Source organism: Corallococcus sp. CA049B, from assembly GCF_003611685.1.
Classification (GTDB): Bacteria; Myxococcota; Myxococcia; order Myxococcales; family Myxococcaceae; genus Corallococcus; species Corallococcus coralloides.
Genome location: NZ_RAWC01000164.1, coordinates 1 through 20,466, shown reverse-complemented (window position 1 = coordinate 20,466; position 20,466 = coordinate 1). Strand labels below are relative to the sequence as shown.

The window sequence follows — 20,466 nt, the reverse complement described above, 5'->3', positions numbered from 1 at the left end:
GGTGAACAGCCGCACCGCCGTGCCCCGGACGTGGAAGACATCCAGCGTGGCTATGAACGGCTGGACTGCGAGGAGCGCGTCGTCCGGGGCACGGCGGTGCGGCTGTTCACCTTCCCCGGGGGCAACAGGGATGTATCACGCACGGTGGTCTGTCTTCCGGGGCTGGGCGCCAGTGGCCGGTCCTTCGCGCCCATGGAGCCGCTGGCGGAAGGGTGGAACCTGCTGTTGTGGACGCCGCCGCTGAAGACACCGGCGACGCATACCCCGCTCCAGTGGAACCTGTCGGTGCTCAACCACCCGGAGGCGGGGCTGCCGGAGCGCTTCGCGTTGATGGGGTCCTCCTACGGCAGCCTGCTGTCCATCGCGTATGCGTTGGAGCACCCCCAGCGGGTGAAGGCGCTGGTGCTGGTGTCGCCGGTGGCCAGCGTGCGCAAGGTGCGGCGGCTGGCGTTGTCGCTGTCCACGCTGGTGCGGGCGCCCCGGCCGCTGGCGTATGTGTTCGCGCCCACGGTGGCGCGGGTCATGGGGGGCCGGTGGCTGCCGGCGGAGGGGCGGGCGGAGATTGTCCGCGAGGCCCGGCGCATCTCGCCGCTGGAGCTGATGCGGCGGCTGCGCGACATCCTGTCCGCGGACTTCCTGCACCGGCTGCGGGAGCTGCGCGTGCCCACGCTCATCATCGAGGGCGGCCGGGACCTGCTGGTGCCTCCGGCCGCCGCGCGCGACGTGGCGGCGCACGTGCCGGGCGCCCGGCTGGAGTTCCTGGAGACGGCCAGTCACCTGCCGTACATGAGCCACCCGGAAGCGTTCAATGAACGCGTGTCCGACTTCCTGTCGCGGCACCCTGACTGAGCAGGCGTTATCTCTAGCCGTGGGGGAACACATCCACATGACCACGGCCGCAGACCAGCTGTCCCGCTCCGCGCTGTTGTTCCTGTCGCGTCAGTCCAACCTGAAGGACGTGGCCACGCGGCTCAAACCCTTTCGCCAGCTGGCGTCCCGCTTCATCGCGGGCGAGACGCTGGAGGAGGCGGTGGACGCGGTGAAGGCCCTCACGGCGAAGGGGCTGATGGCCAGCTTCGACCACCTCAACGAAGCGGTGCGCTCACCTCCGGAGACTCGCGACGAGGTGAAGCAGTATCTGCGGCTGCTGGCGCGCATCGACCAGGTGGGCGTGCGGGCCAACGTGTCGCTGAAGCTCACGCAGTGCGGTCTGCTGTTCGACCGGAGCCTGGCGCTACAGAACGCGCGGGCGGTGGTGGCGGACGCGACGGCGCGGGACTCGTTCGTGCGCGTGGACATGGAGGAGAGCGCCGTCACGCAGACGACCCTGGACATCGTGCGGGATTTGCACTCGGAGTTCGGCGAGCGGCACGTGGGCGCGGTGCTCCAGAGCTACCTCAAGCGCACGGAGGAGGACGCGAAGGCCCTGTGCGCCGAGCGCGTCCGCATCCGGCTGTGCAAGGGGGCCTACCTGGAGGGTCCCGACGTGGCCTTCCCGGACAAGAAGGACGTGGACGCGAACTTCGTGCGCTGCATGCGCATCCTGTTGGACAGCGGCGTGTATCACGGCATCGCCACGCATGATGAGCGGATGATCGACGCCACGTTGGAATACGCCGCGCGCCGGCAGCTGCCCAAGGGCGCCTTCGAATTCCAGATGCTGTATGGCATCCGGCGCGACCTCCAGGAGCGGCTGGTGAAGGACGGGCATCCGGTGCGTGTCTATGTCCCGTATGGGAAGCACTGGTATCCCTATTTCATGCGCCGGCTGGCGGAGCGTCCGGCCAACCTGTGGTTCGTGATGCGCAACCTGATGAAGGGGTAGGCCATGAGGAATCCATACGCCGCGGCCTATGTCTCCGGGGCCGTGGGCACCGGCGCGCTGGGATTGCTGGTCACCGTGCGCAATGCCTGGCTGGGCCATCCGCCGCCCTACGCCGCGCGCAACATCGCGCGGCACGTGCTGAGCCGGCTGTTCCGCCGGAAGCTGTCCCGGCATGAGGCGTCGCAGTGGGCCTTCGCGCTGCGCGCGGGCTATGGGCCCCTGCTGGGGATGGGCTGGGGCCTGGTGCGGGTGCGCACCTCGAAGTGGACCCTGCTGCACAGCGGCGTGCTGCTGGGCCTGGGCGTGCTGGCGTTCGAGCGCGCGGCGTTTCCCCTGTTCAAGGCGACGGCGCTCGCGAACACCTGGTCGCGCGCGGAGCACGTCTGGCTGTTCGCGCAGACGGCCCTGTTCGGCGTCGTGACAGAGGCGACGATGCGCTGGCTGGTGAAGGAGGAGGAGCCCGATTCGCGGAACTGGGACGACCGTTCCCAGTTCCGGTCAGACGCCGGGCCCGCGTGAGCCGTCCGGCGGGGCAGGGCCGTGCGTGGCATCCTCGTTGCTACACGCACGTCCTCGTCCCCCACCCCTGACAGGTCCATGCTCTTGCACGAAGTCCGGCGCACGTTGCGCTCGATGGCCCGGGAGAAGCTCTTCACCGCGGTCGTCGTGTTGACGCTCGCGCTCACCATGGGCGCGACCACCGCGGTCTTCAGTGTCGTGTACCCGGTGCTCTGGCAACCCCTGCCGTATCCGGAGGCGGAGCAACTGGTCCGCCTCTTCCAGGCGACGACGCCGGGCGCGGGGGCCGGGCCGCACAAGGACCGCACCCGCGTGAGCCTGCCGGTGTGGAACGCCTGGCGCGAGGGGGCCCGGAGCTTCTCCGGCATCGAGGGCGTGCGGGTGGCGAAGCAGCTCCTGGACGGAGCAGGGCTGGAGGCGCGGCTGACCGTGGGACGCGCCTCCGCGGGGCTGATGCCCCTGCTGGGCGTCCGGCCCGCCCTGGGGCGGCTCTGGGGGACGGAAGGAGAGGTCCCCGGCCGCGACCGCGAGCTGGTGCTGACCCACGCGCTGTGGCAGCGGCTGTATGGGGCGGACCCCGCAGTCCTGGGCCGGAGCGTCCTGCTGGACGGCCTGTCGCACGTCATCGTGGGCGTGCTGCCGGAGGACTTCCGCTTCGAACCGGAGGTGGAGGCGTGGAAGCCCCTGGCGCTGGATGCGCTCCACGACGGAGGCAACACACTGCGCGTCGTGGGCCGGATGCGTCCGGGCGTCTCCCTGGAGCAGGCCCGGGGGGAATTGCTTCCGCTCACGCTCGCCGCGGAGGCCGTCCCGGGCGAGCCACGGGTGGGGGTGCACGTGGAGCCCCTCCACGCGTACTTCGTCGAGCAGTCCCTGTCCCAGCTGCGGATCGCGGCCGGGGCGGCGGTGCTGCTGTTGCTGTTGGGGTGCTCGAACCTCGCGAACCTGCTGCTCGCGCGGGGCAGCGCGCGGATGCACGAGCTGTCGGTGCGCCTGGCGCTGGGAGCGACCCGGTGGCAGCTGGTCCGGCAGGTGTTCGTGGAGAGCGCGGTCCGGGCCGCGTTCGGAGGCGTGGGCGGGTTGCTGCTCGCGCTCTGGGGGCGGGGACTGCTCACCCTCTTCATTCCCGGCTGGTTCGTGTCCGGCCCGGGGCTGGAGCCCTCCCTGCTCGGCGTCGCGGCGGCCGTGTCGCTGGCGACGGCGGTGCTGGTGGGGGTGCTGCCCGCGCTCCACGCCTCGCGCGGAGAGGCCCGGGCCGTGCTCTCGCCGATGATGCGCGGCGGGCGCGGCGCGACGTCCCTGGGCTGGGCGCGCTCGGCGCTGGTCGTCGCGCAGCTGTCCCTGGCGCTGGTGCCGCTGGTGGGCGCGGGGCTCATGCTGCGCACGCTGTGGAAGCTCCAGGCCGTGCCGCTGGGCTTCGAGCCCGAGCGCGTCACCGTCGCGGAGGTGTTCTTCCCGCTGGAGCAGCTCCCCGACGAGGCCCGGGCCCCGGCCCTGGCCCAGGCGCTCACCGCGCGGCTGGAGACGCTCCCCGGCGTGGACGCGGCCGGGCTCACCGCGGCCCTCCCCTTCTCCGGTGAGGTCTGGCGCGAGACGGCGGGCTTCCACGTCGCGGGGATGCCTCCGCCGTCCGGGATGCCTCCCCGGGCCGGCTACGTGCCGGCCAGCGCGGGCGCGTTCCGGGCCATGGGCATCGCGTTGAAGCAGGGCCGCCTCATGGACGCGGGCGACACAGCGGACCATCCCCCCGTGGTGGTCGTCAGCGAGGCCTTCGCGCGCCGGTATCTCCCGGGCCGGAACCCGGTGGGTGTCCGGCTCCAGTTGGAGAGGGACGCGGCGCCCCGGGAGGTCATTGGCGTCGTCGGGGACGTGCCCATGGAGCGCATCTCGGTGGCGCCGGCCGGGGACCTCTACGTCCCGCTGGGCCAGGACATGCGCAAGAGCCTGAACCTGGCGGTGAAGTCGTCGCTGCCGGCGCCCCAGTTGCTGGCGCTGCTACAGGAGGAGGTCCGCGCGGCGGACCCGAACCTGCGGCTGCTCAACGTCCGCCCGCTGGAGCGCGTGGTGGAGGCCGGCTCCGCCCGGGTGCGGGTGCTGGGCGGACTGCTGGCGGCGTTCGCGCTGCTGGGCGCGGTCCTGGCCTCGGTGGGGTTGTATGGCCTGCTGGCCTTCTGGGTGGCGCAGCGGACCCGGGAGCTGGGCATCCGGAGCGCGCTGGGTGCGACGCCTCGGGGACTGCTCCGGCTGGTCGTGACCCAGGGACTGTGGCTCACCGGCCTGGGGCTCGCCGTGGGGCTGCCAGGCGCGGGGCTGCTGGCCCGCGCGCTCTCCGCGCTGCTGTATGGCATCACGCCCCACGACCCGCTCATCTTCGTGGGAGCGCCCACGCTGCTCTTCCTCACCGCGCTGGCGGCCAGCTGGATTCCCGCGCTCGCCGCCACCCGCATCGCTCCGGCCGAGGCCCTCAAGCAGGACGCTTGAGGGCCCGGGGGTCCCCCGTCAGGACCTGCCGCCCTTGTGGGGGAGCAGGGTCTCCACCACTTCCTTCATGGACTGCTTGAGGAAGCCGCCCGCGTCCGCGTCGCCCTTCACGACGGCGGAGGCGAACATCTTCGCCTGCGCCACGGTGATGTGCGGCGGCAGGGGCGGCACGTCCGGGTCCGTATAGGCCTCGAAGACGACGGGCCGGTCCGCGGCCAGCGCCTCATCCCAGGCGGCGGCGACGCGGTCCGGCCGGTCCACGCGGAGGCCCTTGAGGCCCAGGGACTCGGCGTACTTCGCGTAGGGGAAGTCCGGCAGGTCCTGGGACGCGGCGTACTTCGGGTCGCCCGTCATCACCCGCTGCTCCCACGTCACCTGGTTCAGGTCGCGGTTGTTGAGCACCAGGACGATGAGGCGCGGATCCTTCCACTCCTTCCAGTACTTCGCCACGGTGATGAGCTCCGCGTTGCCGTTCATCTGCATGGCGCCGTCACCCACCACCGCGAGCACCGGGCGGTGCGGGAAGGCGAACTTCGCGCCCAGGGCGTACGGCACGCCGCAGCCCATGGTGGCCAGGTTGCCGGACAGGGACGCCATCATCCCCTGACGCACCTTCAGGTCGCGCGCGAACCAGTTGGTGGAGCTGCCCGAGTCCGCCGTGAGGATGACGTCCGCGGGCAGCTTCGGGGACAGCTCCCAGAACACGCGCTGCGGGTTGAGGGGGTTCGCGTCCGTCATGGCGCGCGCCTCCAGCACCTTCCACCAGCGCGCCACGCCCTTCTCCACGCCCTCGCGCCAGCTCCGGTCCTCCTTGCGCTTCAGCTGGGGAATCAGCGCGCGCAGCGTCTCCTTCGCGTCGCCGACGAGCCCCACCTCCATGGGGTAGCGGATGGAGAGCATCCGGCCGTCCAGGTCGATTTGAACGCCGCGCGCCTGGCCCTCCGGTGGCAGGAACTCCGAGTAGGGGAAGCTGGTCCCCACCATCAACAGCGTGTCGCACTCCTGCATCAGGTCCCAGCTGGGCTTCGTGCCCAAGAGGCCGAGGGAGCCCGTCACGAAGGGCAGCGCGTCCGGCAGCACCGCCTTGCCCAGGAGCGCCTTGGCGACGCCCGCGCCCAGCCGGTCCGCGACCTCCAGCACCTCGTCCGCGGCGTTCATGGCGCCCGCGCCCACCAGCATCGCCACCTTCTTGCCGGCGTTGAGGACGTCCGCGGCGCGGCGCAGGTCCGCGTCCTGGGGAATCACCCGGGGGGATGCGTAGCCCACGCTGGAGTGCACGGTGCCGTGCTTGCGCGCGGGCGGTTCGTAGGGCAGCTCCTGCAAGTCGTTGGGCAACACCAGACACGTCACGGTGCGCTCGCACCGGGCGATTCTCACGGCGCGGTCCAGCGCGTGGCGGACGGCGGAGGGCGCGGTCACCATGGTGACGTACTCGCTGGCCACGTCCTTGAAGAGCGTGGTGAGGTCCACCTCCTGCTGGTAGTGGCCGCCCAGGGCCGTGCGGGCCTGCTGGCCGACGATGGCCACCACGGGCTGGTGGTCCAGCTTCGCGTCGTAGAGGCCGTTGAGCAGGTGGACGGCGCCCGGACCGGAGGTGGCCATGCACACGCCCACCTCGCCGGTGAACTTCGCGTGCGCGCAGGCGGCGAAGGCGGCCATCTCCTCGTGGCGGACCTGCACGAACTTCATCTCGGAGTTGCGCCCCAGCGCGCCCATCAGGCCGTTGATGCCGTCGCCCGGGTAGCCATAAAGGCGGCGCACGCCCCACTGGATGAGGCGGTAGATGAGGTAGTCGCTGACGGTGGCGCTCATGCGCGAGGCTCCTGGGCAGGGGTGATGGAGGTCCCTCGTGCATCAAGCTAGTGACCGCGGTGGGCCCTGGAGCCCGGGGGCATCCGGGTGCCCGTTCCGCCCTCCCGTGGGCGGGCCTGCGTGCAGGCGGCTACAGGTGCTCGGGCTTCCGTGGCCCGTGCCGCTGGCCCTTGTCGTGGGCGAGCTCCGGCCGCTTCTCCGCCAGCCAGGCGATGGCGTGGGCGGAGCTGGGGATGGTGAGCATCAGGAACGCGGCGACGAGCAGCCCTCGCATGAGGAGCCAGCCGTCCTCCGTCGCCAGCGTGGCGCCGATGATGACCAGCGCCCCGCCGAAGGGCACCGCGCCCGCCGCGTGCACCCGCGTGAGCACCGAGGGCAGCCGGTACATGCCGATGATGGCGGCGGTGATGAAGAGCAGGCCCAGCGCCACCAGGGCGTCGGCCACCCACTGCACCCCTGCGGACATCATCGGGAGTCCTCTTCGTCGTGGAAGGTGCGGCCGTGGTGCAGGAAGCGGGCGCCGGCCACGGTCTGCACGTAGGAGAGCAGGGCCAGCACCAGGGCCGCGTCCAGGTAGCCGGCCTCGCCGCGGGTGGCGCCGTACAGCGCCAGCACCGCGCAGATGACCAGCCCCAGCGTGTCCACGGACATGAGCATGTCCGCCGAGGAGCGCTGACGCGAGGCCAGCAGCACCATCGCGCCCAGCAGGCCCACCATCCACACGATGGCCAGGGTGAAGAAGGTCTCGTGCATCGCCTGTCCGCCTCCCTACGGGAACACCGCGCGCTGGTAGCGCTGGTAGAAGTTGTCCTGCTGGCGGATGAGCTCGTCCGGCTCCGACGCGTCCAGCGCGTGCATGCGCATCACGCGCTTCTTCCAGTCCAGCTCCAGCAACACCGTGCCCGGGGCCAGGGACATGACCCACGAGGACACCTGCACGCCGCGCGGGGTGCGCTCGCCCATGGGCACCTCCACCACGCCCGCGTGATTCGCGCGGCCGGCGGGGCCGAAGATGATGGTGAGCACGTGGAAGCAGCTGCGCGTCACCAGCACGGCCAGGGCCCAGACGAAGCGGGGCAGGTGCAGCGTGCGGTGCCAGTGCTCGCGAGCGCTCAGGACCGGCGGCAGGCCGGCCAGGGGGAACAGGCGCATCACGCCCAGGGCCAGCACCGCGCCCAGCGCGAGGTCCACCGGGTGGAAGCTGCCCACCATCAGCGCGTACAGCAGCGCCAGGGCCAGCATGTTCACCAGCGTGCGCGGGCTCATGGCAGCGTCCCCAGGCCCTGGATGGCGTCGCGTCCGGCGCGCAGGAGCGGCTCCGGCCAGAGGCCCGCGGCGATGAGCGCCAGGGACAGCGCGTACACCACCGCGCCCGTGCCCCGGTGCAGGGCCGCGCCCTCCCTCAACCACGGCTCGCGCTGGTAGGCGCGGAAGAGGGCCAGGAGCGACAGGATGCTCGCCAGCACCACCAGCCCCGCGAGCCAGACATGCCCCTGCTCCAGCGCCGCTCGCAGCAGCCAGGCCTTGGACCAGAAGCCCGCGGTGGGCGGCACCCCCGCCGTGCTGAAGGCAGCCACCGAGTAGGCGCGGCGCGCCCGCTCGCCGCCCCGGTCCTGCGCCAGGAACAGCGCCGTCTTGTCCACGGAGCCCGCCAGCGCCAGCGCCACCGCCGCGCACAGGCCTTCCCGGCCCGCCAGACTCAGCGCGGCGATGATGAGCCCCGCCTGCGAGATGGACGCGTACGCGAGCACCTCGCGCGTGTCCCGCCGGGAGAGCGCCAGCACGGAGCCGTAGAGGATGCTCGCCGCGCCCAGTATCTCCAGCAGCGGCCGGGCCTGCGCCAGCACCTGCGGCATCACGTCCACGCCGAAGCGCAGCAGGCCATAGCTGCCGATGTTCGCCAGCGCTCCGGCGAGCAGCGCCGCCACCGTGGGGCCCGCGTCCCGGTACACCGCGGGCGCCCAGAAGTGGAACGGGAAGAAGCCCAGCTTCACCCCGAACGCGCACAAGAGCAGCGTGCCCGGCACCAGCAGCGCGAAGGGCTCCCCTGCCTGTCCCCACGCGATGATGGACAGCATGTCCAGCGTGCCGGTGGTCAGGTACAGCATCACCACCGCCGTGAGGAACAGCGTGGACCCCATCAGGTTCACCACCACGAAGGTGAACGCGGCGCGCAGGTTCCGGGCCCGCTCACCATACGACGCCAGCCCGAACGCGGCGGTCATCGCCAGCTCGAAGAAGACGTAGAAGTTGAACGCGTCCGACGTGAAGAACACCCCCGTGAGCCCCGCGCCCATGAAGACCACCAGCGCGGGGAAGCTGCGCGACGTGATGCCCCCCGCCACGTGCTCGTACACGAGCGTGCCCAGCAGCACCGCCGTGGACACCAGCGCGAACACGATGGACAGCTGATCCGCTCGCAGGCGGATGCCCACGCCCACCGGCCAGTCCCCCGTGACGAACTGGGGCGCCTGCGCGCTCCAGGCCTGGGGCAACAGCCACACCGTGCACACGAGCGTGCCCGCGAGCCCCGCGATGGCCAGCCACGCCACCCACGCGCGGCGTCCGTCCAGGAACGCCAGCACCGTGCCCAGCACCCACGGCAGGAGCAGCGGCCCCCAGAGCGGCATCAGCGGTCCTCCTCCTTCTCCACGGCGTGCACGCGCTTGAGCTCCGCCTCCACCAGCCGGTCCGTGCGCAGCGAGCCGTGCGCCCGCTGCGTGCGGTGCACCAGCGTGAGCAGCAGCGCGGACACCGCGAAGCCGATGACGATGGCCGTGAGCGCCAGCGACTGGAGCACCGGATCCGTCACCGGCCAGCCGGGCTGCACGCTCAGCGCCTCGCCCCGCTCCGGGAAGGAGCCCGCGAGGATGAGCAGGACGCTGGAGTTGGTGATGAGCACCGTGCCGCACGCCACGCGCACCAGCTCGCGCTCCAGCACCATGCGCACGCCGCACGCGAACAGCAGGCCCACCACCAGGGACGCGATGAGGATCATGGCCCGGACTCCTCCTGGGTCCCGGTGCGCAGGGCGAAGCGGTCGATGACGGTGACCACCAGCCCGAAGACGATGAGCATCAGGCCTCCCTCGAAGATGAGCGCGGTGTGCAGGTGGAGCCCGCCCACGCCCAGCTCCTGCTGGTCCGGGCGGGGAAAGAGGCTCATGGGCGTGTACCCCGCGAGCACGGGCAGGAACGCGGTGCCCACCACCAGCAGCAGCCCCACGCCCGCCAGCGGCGCCGCGTACCGCACCGCCACGTAGCGCCGGGTCTGGTCCCGGCCCACCACCACGTACTGGAGCAGCACCGCGAGCCCCGCGAGCGCTCCGGCCGGGAAGCCGCCGCCCACCGACGCGCCGCCCTTCAGCCAGAACGCCAGCGCGATGATCAACGACGGCCACAGCAGGAGGCGCGACAGGGGTGGGACGAAGGAGATCATGGCCTCACCGCCTCCCCTTCAGGCGCAAGAGGCTGGTGACGCCCAGCAGCGCGGTCACCACGACGGTCATCTCCCCCACCGTGTCCAGGCCCCGGAAGTCCGTGAGCACCGCGGCGACGACGTTGGGCGAGTGGGCGGCCTTCGCCAGCACCACCGTGCGCGCGCCCACGCGGTCGACGTGGAGATGGGACAGGGCGCTCCAGCTCAGGAGGAAGGCGCTCGCGCCCGCGACGCCCGCGGCCAGGCGGTCGCGTCCGCGGGGTTTCTGGGACTCGTCCTGGGCGCGCTGGAGGCGGCCTTGGGGGAGCAGGGCCAGCAGGCCCGCGAAGAGCAGCGTGAAGGTGGTCTCCACCAGCACGGAGGTGAGGGCCACGTCGGGCGCGGCGGCGAAGGCGAACACCATGGCCAGGCTGAAGCCCACGCAGGAGATGAGCAGCACCAGCCGCAGGTGGCCCTTCGCGCGCAGCGTGGCCAGCGCGGCGGCGGACGCGAAGGCGAGCGCCATCACCAGCGTGATGTCCGCCCAGCCCACGGGGCCCACCTTGAAGCGGTCGCGCAGCGGCGTCACGCCCAGCACCGCCAGGCCCAGCAGGCCCGTGGGCACCAGCACGGAGGCCACGCGGTCGCGCAGGTCGCGCACCTCCTTCTCGTGCAGCCACGTGGACAGCCGGTCCAGCTGGTGCAGCAGCAGGCGGTAGCCCCGCTCGGCGCCCACGTGGGACGCGCCTTCCAGCACGCGGGAGAGCGCGGGCGTCCACGCGCGGCGGGTGGCGAAGAGCAGCGCGCCCAGGACCCAGGCCCCCACGGCGAGCAGGTTCTCCGCGCGCGCGTCCAGGTGGTACGCGAGCTCCAGCGTGGAGGGCTCGCCGCGCATCGCCTCCGCGGCGGCGCGGGAGGGCGCGACCAGGAGCCCCGGCAGCACGCCGCCCAGCAGGATGGCCGCGGCGAGCACGGCCACGGGGGCCACGAGCAGGCGCGGTGCCGCGGGCACGTCCTGGCGCGGTCCGCCGAAGAGGCCCCACCACAGGCGCAGCGTGTACGCGAGCGTCATGCCCGCGCCCACGAGCCCGGCCGCCATGAACACCGGGCCCTCCTTCGCGAGCGCGTGGAAGAAGACCTCGTCCTTGAAGAAGCCCACGGTGAGGGGCAGCGCGGCGAGCCCCGCCGCCGCGACGGCGCTGGCGCCCGCGAGCACGGGGAGCGAGTGGCGCAGGCCTCCGACCTCGGACAGCTTCTTCTTCCCGGTGACCTGGGTGACGGCGCCCGCGGTGAGGAAGAGGGCGGCCTTGCACGGCGCGTGGGCGGCCACGTAGAGCGGCGCGCCTTCGGAGCCCAGCGCCACCAGCACCAGCGCGTAGCCGTACTGCGCGATGGTGGAGTACGCGAGCACGCGCTTGAACGGATCCGCCACCAGGGCCATCAGGCTGCCCATGCCCATGGACAGGAAGCCGATGGCGAGCAGGCCGTGCCGCACGTCCGTGGCCGGGGCGAACAGGGGGTAGAGGCGCTGGAGGAGGAAGACGCCCGCGGCGACCATCGCGGCCGAGTGCAGGTACGAGGACACTGGCGTGGGCGCGGCCATGGCGCGAGGCAGCCAGAAGTGGAACGGCACCTGCGCGCTCTTGCCCAGCGCGCCCACGGCCAGACACACCAGGGCGCCGGTGGACGCGGGGGACAGCGCGGCGCGCTCGAAGACGAGCGGCAGGGAGAAGGTGCCGTACTGGAGGCCCAGCGTCATGGCGCCCGCGAAGAAGACGACGGAGGTGGCGCCGGTGAGCACGAGCGACAGGAGCGCGGCGGCGCGCGACTCGGGGTCCTCGCGGTCGAAGCCGATGAGCAGGTAGGAGATGATGGTGGTGAGGTCCAGCGCCACGAAGAGCAGCAGCAGGTCATCCACGGTGACGAGCAGCACCATGGCGGCCATGAAGGCGAGGAGGAGCCCCTGGAAGCGCACCTCGTCGCGCGCGGGGCGGCCCTCCTCATGGAGGTGGTGCGGCATGTACGCGCGCGAGTACAGGACCACGAGCGCGCCGATGCCGAGCGCCATCGCGGCATAGAGGCCGGACAGGCCGTCGCGCGTGAACTCCAGCGACAGGCCCCAGGAGGGGGCCCAGGGGAGCACGAGGCGCGTGGGCGCCTGCGTCGTCCATTCATGGACCAGCGCCCCCATCGCGGCGAGCGCGCCCAGGGCGCCCATCCACGCCGCGGCGCCCGGGCGCCACCGGCCCGCGACATAGGCGAGGGGCGCGCACGCCAGGGCCAGGAGGATGGGCAGGAGGAGGGGCATGGGCGAAGAGGCCCACGTTAGGAGTGGCCCGCGGACGCAGGCACACAACCGTCAGCGCTCCGCGCGGAGCGTCACCCCAAGGTCACTCGTGGAGCCGGGGCCGTGCGCTGGTGGACACTGCCCGGCCTGCTTCGAAGGCCCGGTGCTACAGCGTGTCCAGCAGCTCCCGGCACTCGCGCCGCCAGTGGAGCGCGGTGGCGGGCACGGGGCTCACGCGCACGGAGCCGTCCGCCGGCTCTCGTGACAACAGGCGCACCTCTTCCGGGCGCACGTGCTCCAGCAGGTCCGGCGAGTGCGTGGCCAGCACCACCTGCACCGGCGTGCCTCCCGTGGACTCGCCTCGCGTCATGGCGCGCAGCAGCTCCAGCACCTCGCGCACCAGGCCCGGGTGCAGGGCGCGCTCCGGCTCGTCCAGCGTGAGCAGCTCCGGCAACGGGCGCTGGTAGGGCAGCACCAGGAACGCGAGCAGCCACAGCACCCCGTCCGACACGTAGTCGGGGCCGAACCAGACGTCCGGACTCCAGCGGTCGCGGAAGCGCAGCCGGAAGGAGCGGTCCTCCAGGTCGCGCGCCACGTCCACCTCCGACAGCGACGGCACCCGCCGGGCCAGCTCCTGGGAGATGACGTCCCGCGTGGACATGGGCAGCGCCGCGAAGACGCTCGCGAGGTTGCCGCCCTTGCGCTCCAGCCACGTCGCCTTCGCGGACGAGCCTGCTCCGCGCAGCGCCTCCATGCTCAGCGACAGCTGCTGCGTGGAGTGCCCCTGGCCGGGCAAGGTGTCCATCACGCTGAACGGATACTCCACGCGCGTGCGGTCGCCGTGCACGTACGTCCATTCGATGGAGAGCGGGCGGGACTCATCCCGCCGCCAGAAGTCCGAAGGCTCGTACGCGAGCTGGTGCTGGAGCCCCTCCAGCATGGCGGTCTTCCCAGACGCCGAGGGTCCCACCAGGACGGTCAATGGCTCCAAGGCGAGCTGCACGCGAAGCAGGCACCGGTAGTGCTCGAAGCGGACGGAGGCAATCACGGCCGGAAGCCTAACGGCCTCCCCCCAGGGGCCGTCCATGGCTCCCCTCGGACCCATGTCCCAACGGAGGGTGTCCATCAGGCCCTCCAGGAGACCAGACCCGCCGCCATCAACACCCCGCCCACCACCAGGGCCGGGGACAGGGCGGGCCGGGCAGGGGCTGCCTCCGGCGCGTCCTCGCCCCGCCGCAGCGCCTTCTGGAGCACCTGCGCCAGGTGCAGCGGCTTGCGCCCCGTGGCCTGGCGTATCTGCTCCCGGCAGCTGAACCCGTCCGCGATGAGCAGCGTGTCCCCGGACGCCCCTCGCACCTTCGGGAGGATGACCCTTTCGCCGCAGGCCTGCGACACGCCGTACTTGTCGCGCTCGTAGCCGAACGAGCCCGCCATGCCGCAGCAGCCCGAGTCCGGCTTCTCCCAGTCCAACCCCGTGCGGTCCAACCACTTCCGCTCATCGTGAAACTTCATCACCGCCTGGTGATGACAGTGCCCCTGCACCAGCGCCCTCCCCTCCAGCCTCGGGACCTCGAAGTCCGGCGCCCGCTTCTGCAACAGCTCGCTCAACACATACGTCTGCGCCGCCAGCCGCTTCGCGTCCTCGTCGTGCGGGAAGAGGTTGAGCAGTTCGTCGCGGAAGACCGCCGCGCAGCTGGGCTCCAGCAGCACGAAGGGGAGGCCTGCGCGGATCTCCTCGCGGAAGCGCGCCAATGTGTGCCGCAGCAGCGCCTTCGCCGTGTCCAGCATCCCGTAGTCGTAGAGCGGCCGGCCGCAGCAGACGAAGCCCTGGGGCACGCGCACCTCGAAGCCCGCCGCCTCCAGCACCTCCAGCGCCGCGGAGGCCGTGTCCGCCTGGAAGAAGTTGTTGAAGGTGTCCGGGAAGAGCACCACCGGGCCTCGGGGTCCCACCCTCACGCGCCGGCCGCGCACGCGCCGCTGGAAGGGCGTCGCGCCGAAGCGGGGAATCTCCCGCGCGGGATGCACGCCCGCGACCGCCTTCGCCAGCGTCCGCAGCCCCGGCGCGTGCGTGACGAGGTTCGCCAGCCACGGCACGCGTCCGCCCAGGCGCGCCCAGAACATCACCAGACCAAAGGCATACGCCTGCCGGGGACGCAGCCGGCCGTGGTAGTGGTGGCTGAGGAACTCCGCCTTGTACGTGGCCATGTCCACGTTCACCGGGCAGTCGGACTTGCAGCCCTTGCACGCCAGGCACAGGTCCAGCGCCTCCTTCACGTGCGGGCTCCTCCAGCCCTTCCCCACCACGTCGCCGCGCAGCATCTCGAAGAGCAGGTGCGCGCGGCCTCGCGTGGAGTGCTTCTCCTCGTGCGTCACCATGTAGCTGGGGCACATGGTGCCGCCTTCGGTGCGGCGGCACTTGCCCACGCCCACGCAGCGCGTGGTGGCGCGCGAGAAGCTGCCCTGGTCCTCCGGGAACTGGAAGTGCGTGCGCGGCTCGGCGGGGGCGTAGCGCGTGCCCAGGCGCAGGTTCTCGTCCAGCCGGTACGGGTCCACCACCTTGTGCGGGTTCATCCCGCCCTCCGGGTCCCACAGCCGCTTGAACTCTCCGAAGGCGCGCACCAGGTCCTCGCCGAACATCTTCGGCAGCAGCTCCGCGCGGGACTGGCCGTCGCCGTGCTCGCCGGACAGCGAGCCTCCGTGACGCACCACCAGGTCCGCCGCCTCCTCCACGAAGCGGCGGTAGTGGGCGATGCCTTCGCGCGTGCGCAGCTCGAAGCTGATGCGGCAGTGCAGGCAGCCCTGGCCGAAGTGGCCGTAGAGCGAGGCCTCATAGCCGAAGCGGTCCAGCAGCCCTCGGAAGTCCCGCAGGTACAGGCCCATGCGCTCCGGCGGCACCGCTGAGTCCTCCCACCCCGGCCATCCGTCCGGCTCTCCCGGGATGAACGCCGTGGCGCCCAGGCCGGACTCGCGCACCTCCCAGATGAGCGCCTCCTGCGCCTTGTCGTCGTAGAGGCACATGGACGGCGCGTGTCCCCTCGCCACCAGCCGGTCCATCAGCGCGTGCGCCTTCCCGTCCGACTCCGCCTTGGAGTCCCCGCCGAACTCCACCACCAGCCAGCCCCCGCCTTCCGGCAGCAGCGGCAGGTCCTCCACGTGCAGGTGCTTGCGCTTCATCCCGTCGATGAGCTTCGCGTCCATTCCCTCCAGGCCGATGGGCCCCGCGTCCACCACCTCCGGGACGTCGTCCCCGGCGCGGAACACGTCCGGGTAGCCCAGCACCAGCAGTGAGCGGGCCTTCGGCTCCGGCACCAGGTTCAGCGTGGCCTCCAGCACCGTGACGCAGGTGCCCTCGGTGCCCACCAGGGCGCGCGCGACGTGGAAGCCGTTCTCCGGGAGCAGCTCGTCCAGGTTGAAGCCGGACACGCGGCGGGGGATGCGCGGATATCTGGCGCGGATGCGGTCGGCGTAGCGGTCGCGCAGCGCCCTCATGCCCCGGTAGAGCTCGCCCACACGGCCGGGCTCGCGCATCAGGCGCTCCAGCTCCGCGTCGGACGTGCGGCCCACGCGCAGGCGCACGCCGTCGTAGGTGAGGACGTCCAGGGACTCGGTGTTGTCCTCCACGCGGCCGGCCATCTGCGCGTGCACGCCGCAGGAGTTGTTGCCGAGCATTCCGCCCAGCGTGCAGCGGTTGTGGGTGGCGGGGTCCGGGCCGAAGGTGAGGCCGTGACGCTTCACGGCTTCCGTGCGGAGCACGTCCAGCACCGTGCCGGGCTGCACGCGGGCGAGCCGCCGCTCGGGGTCGATGTGCAGCACGCGGTCCAGGTGCCGGGAGAAGTCCTGCACCACCGCCACGTTGCACGTCTGGCCCGCGAGCGCGGTGCCGCCGCCCCGGGACGTCAGGGGCGCGCCGAACCTCCGGCACAGGCGCACCGTCTCCACCACGTCCTCCACGGTGCGTGGGCACACCACGCCCAGCGGCACCTGCCGGTAGTTGGACGCATCCGTGGCGTACAGCGCACGTTCGCCCGCGTCGAAGCGCACGTCGCCTCGCAGCCGGCGGCGCAGCGCCTGCTCCAGGCCCGCGACGTCCACGGCCCTCCGCCCGCGCGAGGCGGCGGCACGGGGGCGGCGCACGTGGCGCAGGGTGTCCAGGAAGGTCGTTGTCATGTAGAGGTCCCCACGGCGAAGCGGGCGGCGTCCGCCCGTTTGAGCTCCAGCCCGAGTCCGGGCCGGGACAGGTCCGGCGCCATCGCGCCATCCACGGGCGACGAGACGCCGTCGAAGAGCATCCGCTCCAGCCGCGCGTGGTCGTGGAAGTACTCCACGTGCACCAACCGCCGCGCGGCGCAGGCCACGTGCAGGTGCAGGGCCGGAGCGCAGTGCGCGGACAGGGGGACGTGGAAGGCCTCCGCCAGCGCGTCCGCCTGGAGGAAGCCGGTGAAGCCCAGGCACCGCGTGGCATCCGCCTGGAGCACGTCCACCGCGCCTGCCTCCAGCATGCGGAGGAAGTACGGGCCGCTGTCGCCGTACTCGCCCGCGGCGACTTCCAGGCCCGAGGGCCCGCCGTCGCGCACGCGGCGCAGGCCGGCCAGGTCGTCGCTGGAGACGGGCTCCTCGAACCAGGACACGCCGGCCTCGCGGAAGTCCCGCGCCAACGCCAGCGCCTGCTTCACGGTGTACGCGCCATTGGCGTCCACGAAGAGGGAGGGCCCGGGTCCCAGGGCCTCGCGCGCGCCGCGAACTCGAGCGGGGTCAGCGTCCGCATGGGTGCCCACCTTCATCTTCACGCGAGGGATGCCCGCGTCCGCCCAGTCCGTGAGCTGCGTCTGGAGTTGCCGGTCCGTGTAGCTGGTGAAGCCGCCGCTGCCGTAGACAGGCGCGGCGGAGCGGGACATGCCGAACAGCCGGGCGAGCGGCACGCCCAGCAGCTTCGCCTTCAGGTCCCAGAGTGAGGTGTCCACGGCGGACAGCGCTCGGGCCGCGAGGCCGCGCGAGCCCGCATTTCGCACCCGGTGCAGGAGCGACGCCATCCGCGCCGGGAGGTCCCAGGCATCCGCGCCCACGAGCAGCGGAACGAGCATGTCGCGGATCAACGCGGCGCCGGCCGCGGGCGCGTACGTGTAGCCCAGTCCGCGCTGCCCCCCGGCCACCGGCTCCACGAGCAGCAGCGTGGTGGACGTCCAGGCGAAGGTGCCGTCGGACTCCGGCTGGTCCGTGGGCACGGTGTACGCGGAGACGTCGGCCCGCTCGATGGGCGCGGCTGCGCTGTCATGGCGGGGGGACGCGGGCATCGTGTTCCTTCGGGCTCAAGGGCCTGACGGGTTCACGGTGAAGCTAGGCGCTGGGTGCGGGATGGCGGCACGGGGGGACCTCTCGCATGCACGCTGTCCGGGACATCCACCGGGCGCTCCGTGAACACAGACGACGGGCCGGTCCTAGCTTGGAGAAGGAGCTCCAGCTCCTCGCTGGAGGGGCTGCTCGGGAGGCTGGACATGCACAAGCGGAAGCGGACCCGAACAGTGGACGCGGCGGTGGAGTCCTGGCACTTCGTGCGTGATGCCGTGCTCCCCGGCGCACTCGCGGGAACGCTGGGCGCCTTCGCGATGGCGGTGCTCGCCTGCGCGTTCTCGGGCGTGCTTCACGGCGAGCCCTGGAAGCCAGCGCTCCTCGTGTCGGGGCTGTTCTTCCGCGGGGGCGGGGCCCACGGGGTCTTCGCCGTGTTGCTCGGCCTGTTCATCCACTTCAGCGTGGCGGGCGGACTGGCCACGGGCTTCGCGCTCCTGCTGCCACGCCGGGGAACCGCCGTCGCGGCGCTCTGCCTGGGGGTCCTCTACGGAATGGGCCTGTGGGCCGTGATGACCCGGCTGATGATTCCGTTCGCGTCGCCACCGCTCTCACGCGAAGCCCCTTCCGCGATGCTGTTCCTCCTGCACATCGCGTTCGGCGCGGCGCTCGGCACGTTGCCCGCCGCACGCGACGTCCTCACCCGCGTGGACCGGCTGCGGCGCCAACTCCAGCTCTTGAAGCCAGCGGCCTGAGCCGCGCATCCCAAGCCGCCAGGCAGGCAGCAGCTCCTCGCGCGTGACGGACGCCCGGCGTGCATATCGTCCTCTCATGAGCCAAGGAGCGGTCCCGCGCGCCCTCACCCGGCTGCGCACCACACGCCTCGCGGAGAAGCTGGGCACGAGCTACTGGCTGCTCCCCGCCCTCTGCGTGGCGGTGGCCGTCGCCCTGTCCTCCGGTGCCGAGGCGCTCGACGCGCGCCTCGTGCAGAGGGAGTCCGCCTGGTACCTCTTCCGCGGCGGACCGGAGGGGGCGCGCTCGGTGCTCAGCGCCGTGGCCTCGTCGATGATGACGTTCTCCGGCCTGGTCTTCTCCGTCACCATCCTCGTGCTACAGCAGGCCAGCAACCAGTACTCGCCGCGCATCCTGCGCACGTTCCTGAGCGACCGGCAGAGCCAGCTCACCCTGGGCATCTTCGTGGGCACCTTCGTCTACGCCCTGCTGACCCTGCGGAGCGTGCGGGGCACCTCCGAGGAGCTGCACATCCAGGCCCACGTGCCGTCGTTGTCCGTCTGGTTGGCGCTGGTGCTGGTGCTCGCGTGCGTGGGGGCGTTCATCTTCTTCATCCACCACGTCGCCCAGTCCATCCGCGCCGTGGTCATCCTGGGCCGCATCCGGGATGAGACGTACGCCACGCTGGAGCGGATGTACCCGGAGGGCGTGGGACAGGACGCGCACGACCCGGCCCTCCAGCGGCCCCAGGCCCCGCCGTCGCTGGTGGTGCCCCACGGGGGCGCCTCCGGCGTGCTCGTCACCGTGGACGAGGAGCGGCTGATGGCCTGCGCGAAGAAGGCCGGCGTGCTGGTGGGGCTGGTGCCGATGATGGGCGACTTCGTGCCGCACGGCGCGCCGCTCTTCGAGGTCTGGGGCGACGGCGCGGAGCTCGACGTGAAGGCCCTCACGGACGCGGTGGGCACGGGGCGGGAGCGCACGCTCCAGCAGGACACCGCCTTCGGCTTCCGCCAGCTCGTGGACGTGGCGGAGCGGGCCCTCTCCGCCGGCATCAACGACCCCACCACGGCGGTGCAGGCCATCGACCCGCTCCACGACCTGCTGCGCCGCATGGTGCACCGCCGCTTCCCGTCCCCGTCACGCCAGGACGACACCGGCGCGCTCCGGCTGCTGTGTCCCCGGCCGGACTGGGACGCCTACGTGCGGCTCTCCGTGGATGAGATCCGCCTCTTCGGCGCGGGGGACCTCCAGGTCGCCCGGCGGCTGCGCTTCCTGGTGCAGGACCTGCTCAGCGTGGCCCCGCCCTTCCGGCGCGAGGAGCTGGAGCGGCAGCTGCGCCTGCTGGACGCCAGCATCGACCGGTCCTTCCAGGACGAACGCGACGCCGCCATGGCCCGCCGCCCCAGCGCCCAGGGCCACGGCCCGCGCTGAGCCCTACGGATTCAGCGGCCCCTCGGGCTCCGGTGGCCTCGCGCTCCTCGGGTCCTCCATCGCTCCCGGCAGCGCCTCCACCGGGAACGGGCCCGGTGGAATCGTGGGGCGGAAGCGCGTGCGCGTCTCCAACAGGCACACCGTCAGCAGCACCGCCACGAACACCACCGACGTGAGCAGCACCAGCCCGTTGCTCGCGCGCTGCTCGCGCAGGTGCATGTAGAACAGGGCAATCAGCAGCCCCTTCGCTCCCGCGATGAGCAGCGCCACCGGCAGCGACCACGCTCCATGCGGCAGCTTGTGCAGCCCGTACGTCAGCGCCGTCAACGTGAGCAGCACCGCGCCCACGACCAGCACGCCGGCCACCCCCAGCTGACGCTCCGGCTTCTCCACCGCGTCCTCGGTCACGGGCCCGCTCCTCATGACAGGTACAGTATGGGATAGACGAACAACCAGATGACATCCACCAGGTGCCAGTACATGCCGCCCAGCTCCACCGGCGTCGCGTACCCCGCGCCAAACGTCCCCGCCGCGGACCGCACGCCCAGCACCGTCAGCACGCTCACCCCCACCGTCACGTGCAGCGCGTGGATACCTGTCAGCAGGTAGTACAGCGTGAAGAAGAGGCTCGCGCCCACGCGCGGCACCTCCGTGAACCGGTACGCCTCCCCCGGCAACC

Annotated in this window: 19 protein-coding genes; 6 read left to right on the top strand and 13 right to left on the bottom strand. The window is 72.1% G+C overall.

Annotation, left to right across the window (positions count from 1 at the left end; all coding sequences use genetic code 11):
* Nucleotides 1–30 precede the first annotated feature (30 nt).
* The 4 genes from D7W82_RS28310 (at nt 31) to D7W82_RS28295 (ending at nt 4,825) form a co-directional block, all read left to right on the top strand.
* Nucleotides 31–849, top strand: a complete 819-nt coding sequence (locus tag D7W82_RS28310; protein WP_233587982.1) for an alpha/beta fold hydrolase — start codon at nt 31–33, stop codon at nt 847–849.
* A 37-nt stretch (nt 850–886) separates the two neighbouring features.
* On the top strand, nt 887–1,825 hold the full coding sequence (locus D7W82_RS28305) for a proline dehydrogenase family protein (protein ID WP_120621325.1): 939 nt from the start codon (nt 887–889) through the stop codon (nt 1,823–1,825).
* A gap of 3 nt (nt 1,826–1,828) precedes the next feature.
* Nucleotides 1,829–2,344, top strand: a complete 516-nt coding sequence (locus D7W82_RS28300; RefSeq protein WP_147439595.1) for a hypothetical protein — start codon at nt 1,829–1,831, stop codon at nt 2,342–2,344.
* A gap of 78 nt (nt 2,345–2,422) precedes the next feature.
* The gene (locus D7W82_RS28295; protein WP_120621323.1) at nt 2,423–4,825 is read left to right on the top strand and encodes an ADOP family duplicated permease; all 2,403 of its coding nucleotides are present in this window, start codon (nt 2,423–2,425) and stop codon (nt 4,823–4,825) included.
* An 18-nt stretch (nt 4,826–4,843) separates the two neighbouring features.
* Here the strand turns inward: D7W82_RS28295 and D7W82_RS28290 are convergent, their stop codons facing one another.
* The 11 genes from D7W82_RS28290 to D7W82_RS28240 form a co-directional block, all read right to left on the bottom strand.
* Nucleotides 4,844–6,637 (bottom strand): thiamine pyrophosphate-requiring protein, encoded by a 1,794-nt coding sequence (locus tag D7W82_RS28290; RefSeq protein WP_120621322.1) that lies wholly within the window; start codon nt 6,635–6,637, stop codon nt 4,844–4,846.
* Nucleotides 6,638–6,767: 130 nt separating this feature from the next.
* The gene (locus D7W82_RS28285; RefSeq protein ID WP_120621321.1) at nt 6,768–7,106 is read right to left on the bottom strand and encodes a monovalent cation/H(+) antiporter subunit G; all 339 of its coding nucleotides are present in this window, start codon (nt 7,104–7,106) and stop codon (nt 6,768–6,770) included.
* Complete coding sequence (locus tag D7W82_RS28280) at nt 7,103–7,390, bottom strand: monovalent cation/H+ antiporter complex subunit F (protein ID WP_120621320.1); 288 nt, start codon at nt 7,388–7,390, stop codon at nt 7,103–7,105. The genes D7W82_RS28285 and D7W82_RS28280 overlap by 4 nt, the downstream gene beginning before the upstream one ends.
* Before the next feature lie 15 nt (nt 7,391–7,405).
* A complete protein-coding gene (locus tag D7W82_RS28275; RefSeq protein ID WP_120621319.1) occupies nt 7,406–7,903 on the bottom strand; it encodes a Na+/H+ antiporter subunit E in 498 nt (165 codons plus the stop codon).
* Nucleotides 7,900–9,267: a complex I subunit 5 family protein gene (locus D7W82_RS28270; protein ID WP_120621318.1), complete on the bottom strand. Its 1,368-nt coding sequence runs from the start codon at nt 9,265–9,267 to the stop codon at nt 7,900–7,902. Before D7W82_RS28270 ends, D7W82_RS28275 begins: the two co-directional genes overlap by 4 nt.
* Nucleotides 9,267–9,635, bottom strand: a complete 369-nt coding sequence (locus D7W82_RS28265) for a sodium:proton antiporter (protein WP_120621317.1) — start codon at nt 9,633–9,635, stop codon at nt 9,267–9,269. The genes D7W82_RS28270 and D7W82_RS28265 overlap by 1 nt, the downstream gene beginning before the upstream one ends.
* Nucleotides 9,632–10,075: an MnhB domain-containing protein gene (locus tag D7W82_RS28260; RefSeq protein WP_120621316.1), complete on the bottom strand. Its 444-nt coding sequence runs from the start codon at nt 10,073–10,075 to the stop codon at nt 9,632–9,634. The genes D7W82_RS28265 and D7W82_RS28260 overlap by 4 nt, the downstream gene beginning before the upstream one ends.
* 4 nt (nt 10,076–10,079) lie before the next feature.
* Entirely contained in the window at nt 10,080–12,362 is a 2,283-nt protein-coding gene (gene mbhE / locus D7W82_RS28255; RefSeq protein ID WP_120621315.1) for a hydrogen gas-evolving membrane-bound hydrogenase subunit E, read from the bottom strand.
* Nucleotides 12,363–12,507: 145 nt separating this feature from the next.
* Nucleotides 12,508–13,389, bottom strand: coding sequence for an AAA family ATPase (locus D7W82_RS28250; RefSeq protein WP_120621314.1), 882 nt, complete (start codon nt 13,387–13,389; stop codon nt 12,508–12,510).
* Between the two features lie 77 nt (nt 13,390–13,466).
* A complete protein-coding gene (locus D7W82_RS28245; RefSeq protein ID WP_120621313.1) occupies nt 13,467–16,508 on the bottom strand; it encodes an FAD-binding and (Fe-S)-binding domain-containing protein in 3,042 nt (1,013 codons plus the stop codon).
* Nucleotides 16,505–17,632 (bottom strand): enolase C-terminal domain-like protein, encoded by a 1,128-nt coding sequence (locus D7W82_RS28240; RefSeq protein ID WP_120621312.1) that lies wholly within the window; start codon nt 17,630–17,632, stop codon nt 16,505–16,507. Before D7W82_RS28240 ends, D7W82_RS28245 begins: the two co-directional genes overlap by 4 nt.
* A 201-nt stretch (nt 17,633–17,833) precedes the next feature.
* Between D7W82_RS28240 and D7W82_RS28235 the strand changes: the two genes are divergently transcribed.
* Together D7W82_RS28235 and D7W82_RS28230 are read left to right on the top strand one after the other, a co-directional pair.
* Entirely contained in the window at nt 17,834–18,379 is a 546-nt protein-coding gene (locus D7W82_RS28235; protein WP_120621311.1) for a hypothetical protein, read from the top strand.
* Nucleotides 18,380–18,455: 76 nt separating this feature from the next.
* A complete protein-coding gene (locus tag D7W82_RS28230) occupies nt 18,456–19,787 on the top strand; it encodes a DUF2254 domain-containing protein (protein ID WP_120621310.1) in 1,332 nt (443 codons plus the stop codon).
* A 3-nt stretch (nt 19,788–19,790) separates the two neighbouring features.
* Here the strand turns inward: D7W82_RS28230 and D7W82_RS28225 are convergent, their stop codons facing one another.
* Both D7W82_RS28225 and D7W82_RS28220 read right to left on the bottom strand, forming a co-directional pair.
* Nucleotides 19,791–20,195, bottom strand: a complete 405-nt coding sequence (locus tag D7W82_RS28225; RefSeq protein WP_233587981.1) for a cytochrome C oxidase subunit IV family protein — start codon at nt 20,193–20,195, stop codon at nt 19,791–19,793.
* A gap of 11 nt (nt 20,196–20,206) precedes the next feature.
* The coding region (locus D7W82_RS28220; RefSeq protein WP_199727844.1) for a cytochrome c oxidase subunit 3 at nt 20,207–20,466 on the bottom strand (260 nt) is incomplete at its 5' end.

Excerpts from the sequence above, each read along its gene's own strand:
- D7W82_RS28305 (WP_120621325.1), top strand. The coding sequence starts at position 887 with ATGACCACGGCCGCAGACCAGCTGTCCCGCTCCGCGCTGTTGTTCCTG.
- D7W82_RS28300 (WP_147439595.1), top strand. The coding sequence starts at position 1,829 with ATGAGGAATCCATACGCCGCGGCCTATGTCTCCGGGGCCGTGGGCACC.
- D7W82_RS28295 (WP_120621323.1), top strand. The coding sequence starts at position 2,423 with ATGCTCTTGCACGAAGTCCGGCGCACGTTGCGCTCGATGGCCCGGGAG.
- D7W82_RS28290 (WP_120621322.1), bottom strand. The coding sequence starts at position 6,637 with ATGAGCGCCACCGTCAGCGACTACCTCATCTACCGCCTCATCCAGTGG.
- D7W82_RS28285 (WP_120621321.1), bottom strand. The coding sequence starts at position 7,106 with ATGATGTCCGCAGGGGTGCAGTGGGTGGCCGACGCCCTGGTGGCGCTG.
- D7W82_RS28280 (WP_120621320.1), bottom strand. The coding sequence starts at position 7,390 with ATGCACGAGACCTTCTTCACCCTGGCCATCGTGTGGATGGTGGGCCTG.
- D7W82_RS28275 (WP_120621319.1), bottom strand. The coding sequence starts at position 7,903 with ATGAGCCCGCGCACGCTGGTGAACATGCTGGCCCTGGCGCTGCTGTAC.
- D7W82_RS28270 (WP_120621318.1), bottom strand. The coding sequence starts at position 9,267 with ATGCCGCTCTGGGGGCCGCTGCTCCTGCCGTGGGTGCTGGGCACGGTG.
- D7W82_RS28265 (WP_120621317.1), bottom strand. The coding sequence starts at position 9,635 with ATGATCCTCATCGCGTCCCTGGTGGTGGGCCTGCTGTTCGCGTGCGGC.
- D7W82_RS28260 (WP_120621316.1), bottom strand. The coding sequence starts at position 10,075 with ATGATCTCCTTCGTCCCACCCCTGTCGCGCCTCCTGCTGTGGCCGTCG.
- mbhE (WP_120621315.1), bottom strand. The coding sequence starts at position 12,362 with ATGCCCCTCCTCCTGCCCATCCTCCTGGCCCTGGCGTGCGCGCCCCTC.
- D7W82_RS28245 (WP_120621313.1), bottom strand. The coding sequence starts at position 16,508 with ATGACAACGACCTTCCTGGACACCCTGCGCCACGTGCGCCGCCCCCGT.
- D7W82_RS28240 (WP_120621312.1), bottom strand. The coding sequence starts at position 17,632 with ATGCCCGCGTCCCCCCGCCATGACAGCGCAGCCGCGCCCATCGAGCGG.
- D7W82_RS28235 (WP_120621311.1), top strand. The coding sequence starts at position 17,834 with ATGCACAAGCGGAAGCGGACCCGAACAGTGGACGCGGCGGTGGAGTCC.
- D7W82_RS28230 (WP_120621310.1), top strand. The coding sequence starts at position 18,456 with ATGAGCCAAGGAGCGGTCCCGCGCGCCCTCACCCGGCTGCGCACCACA.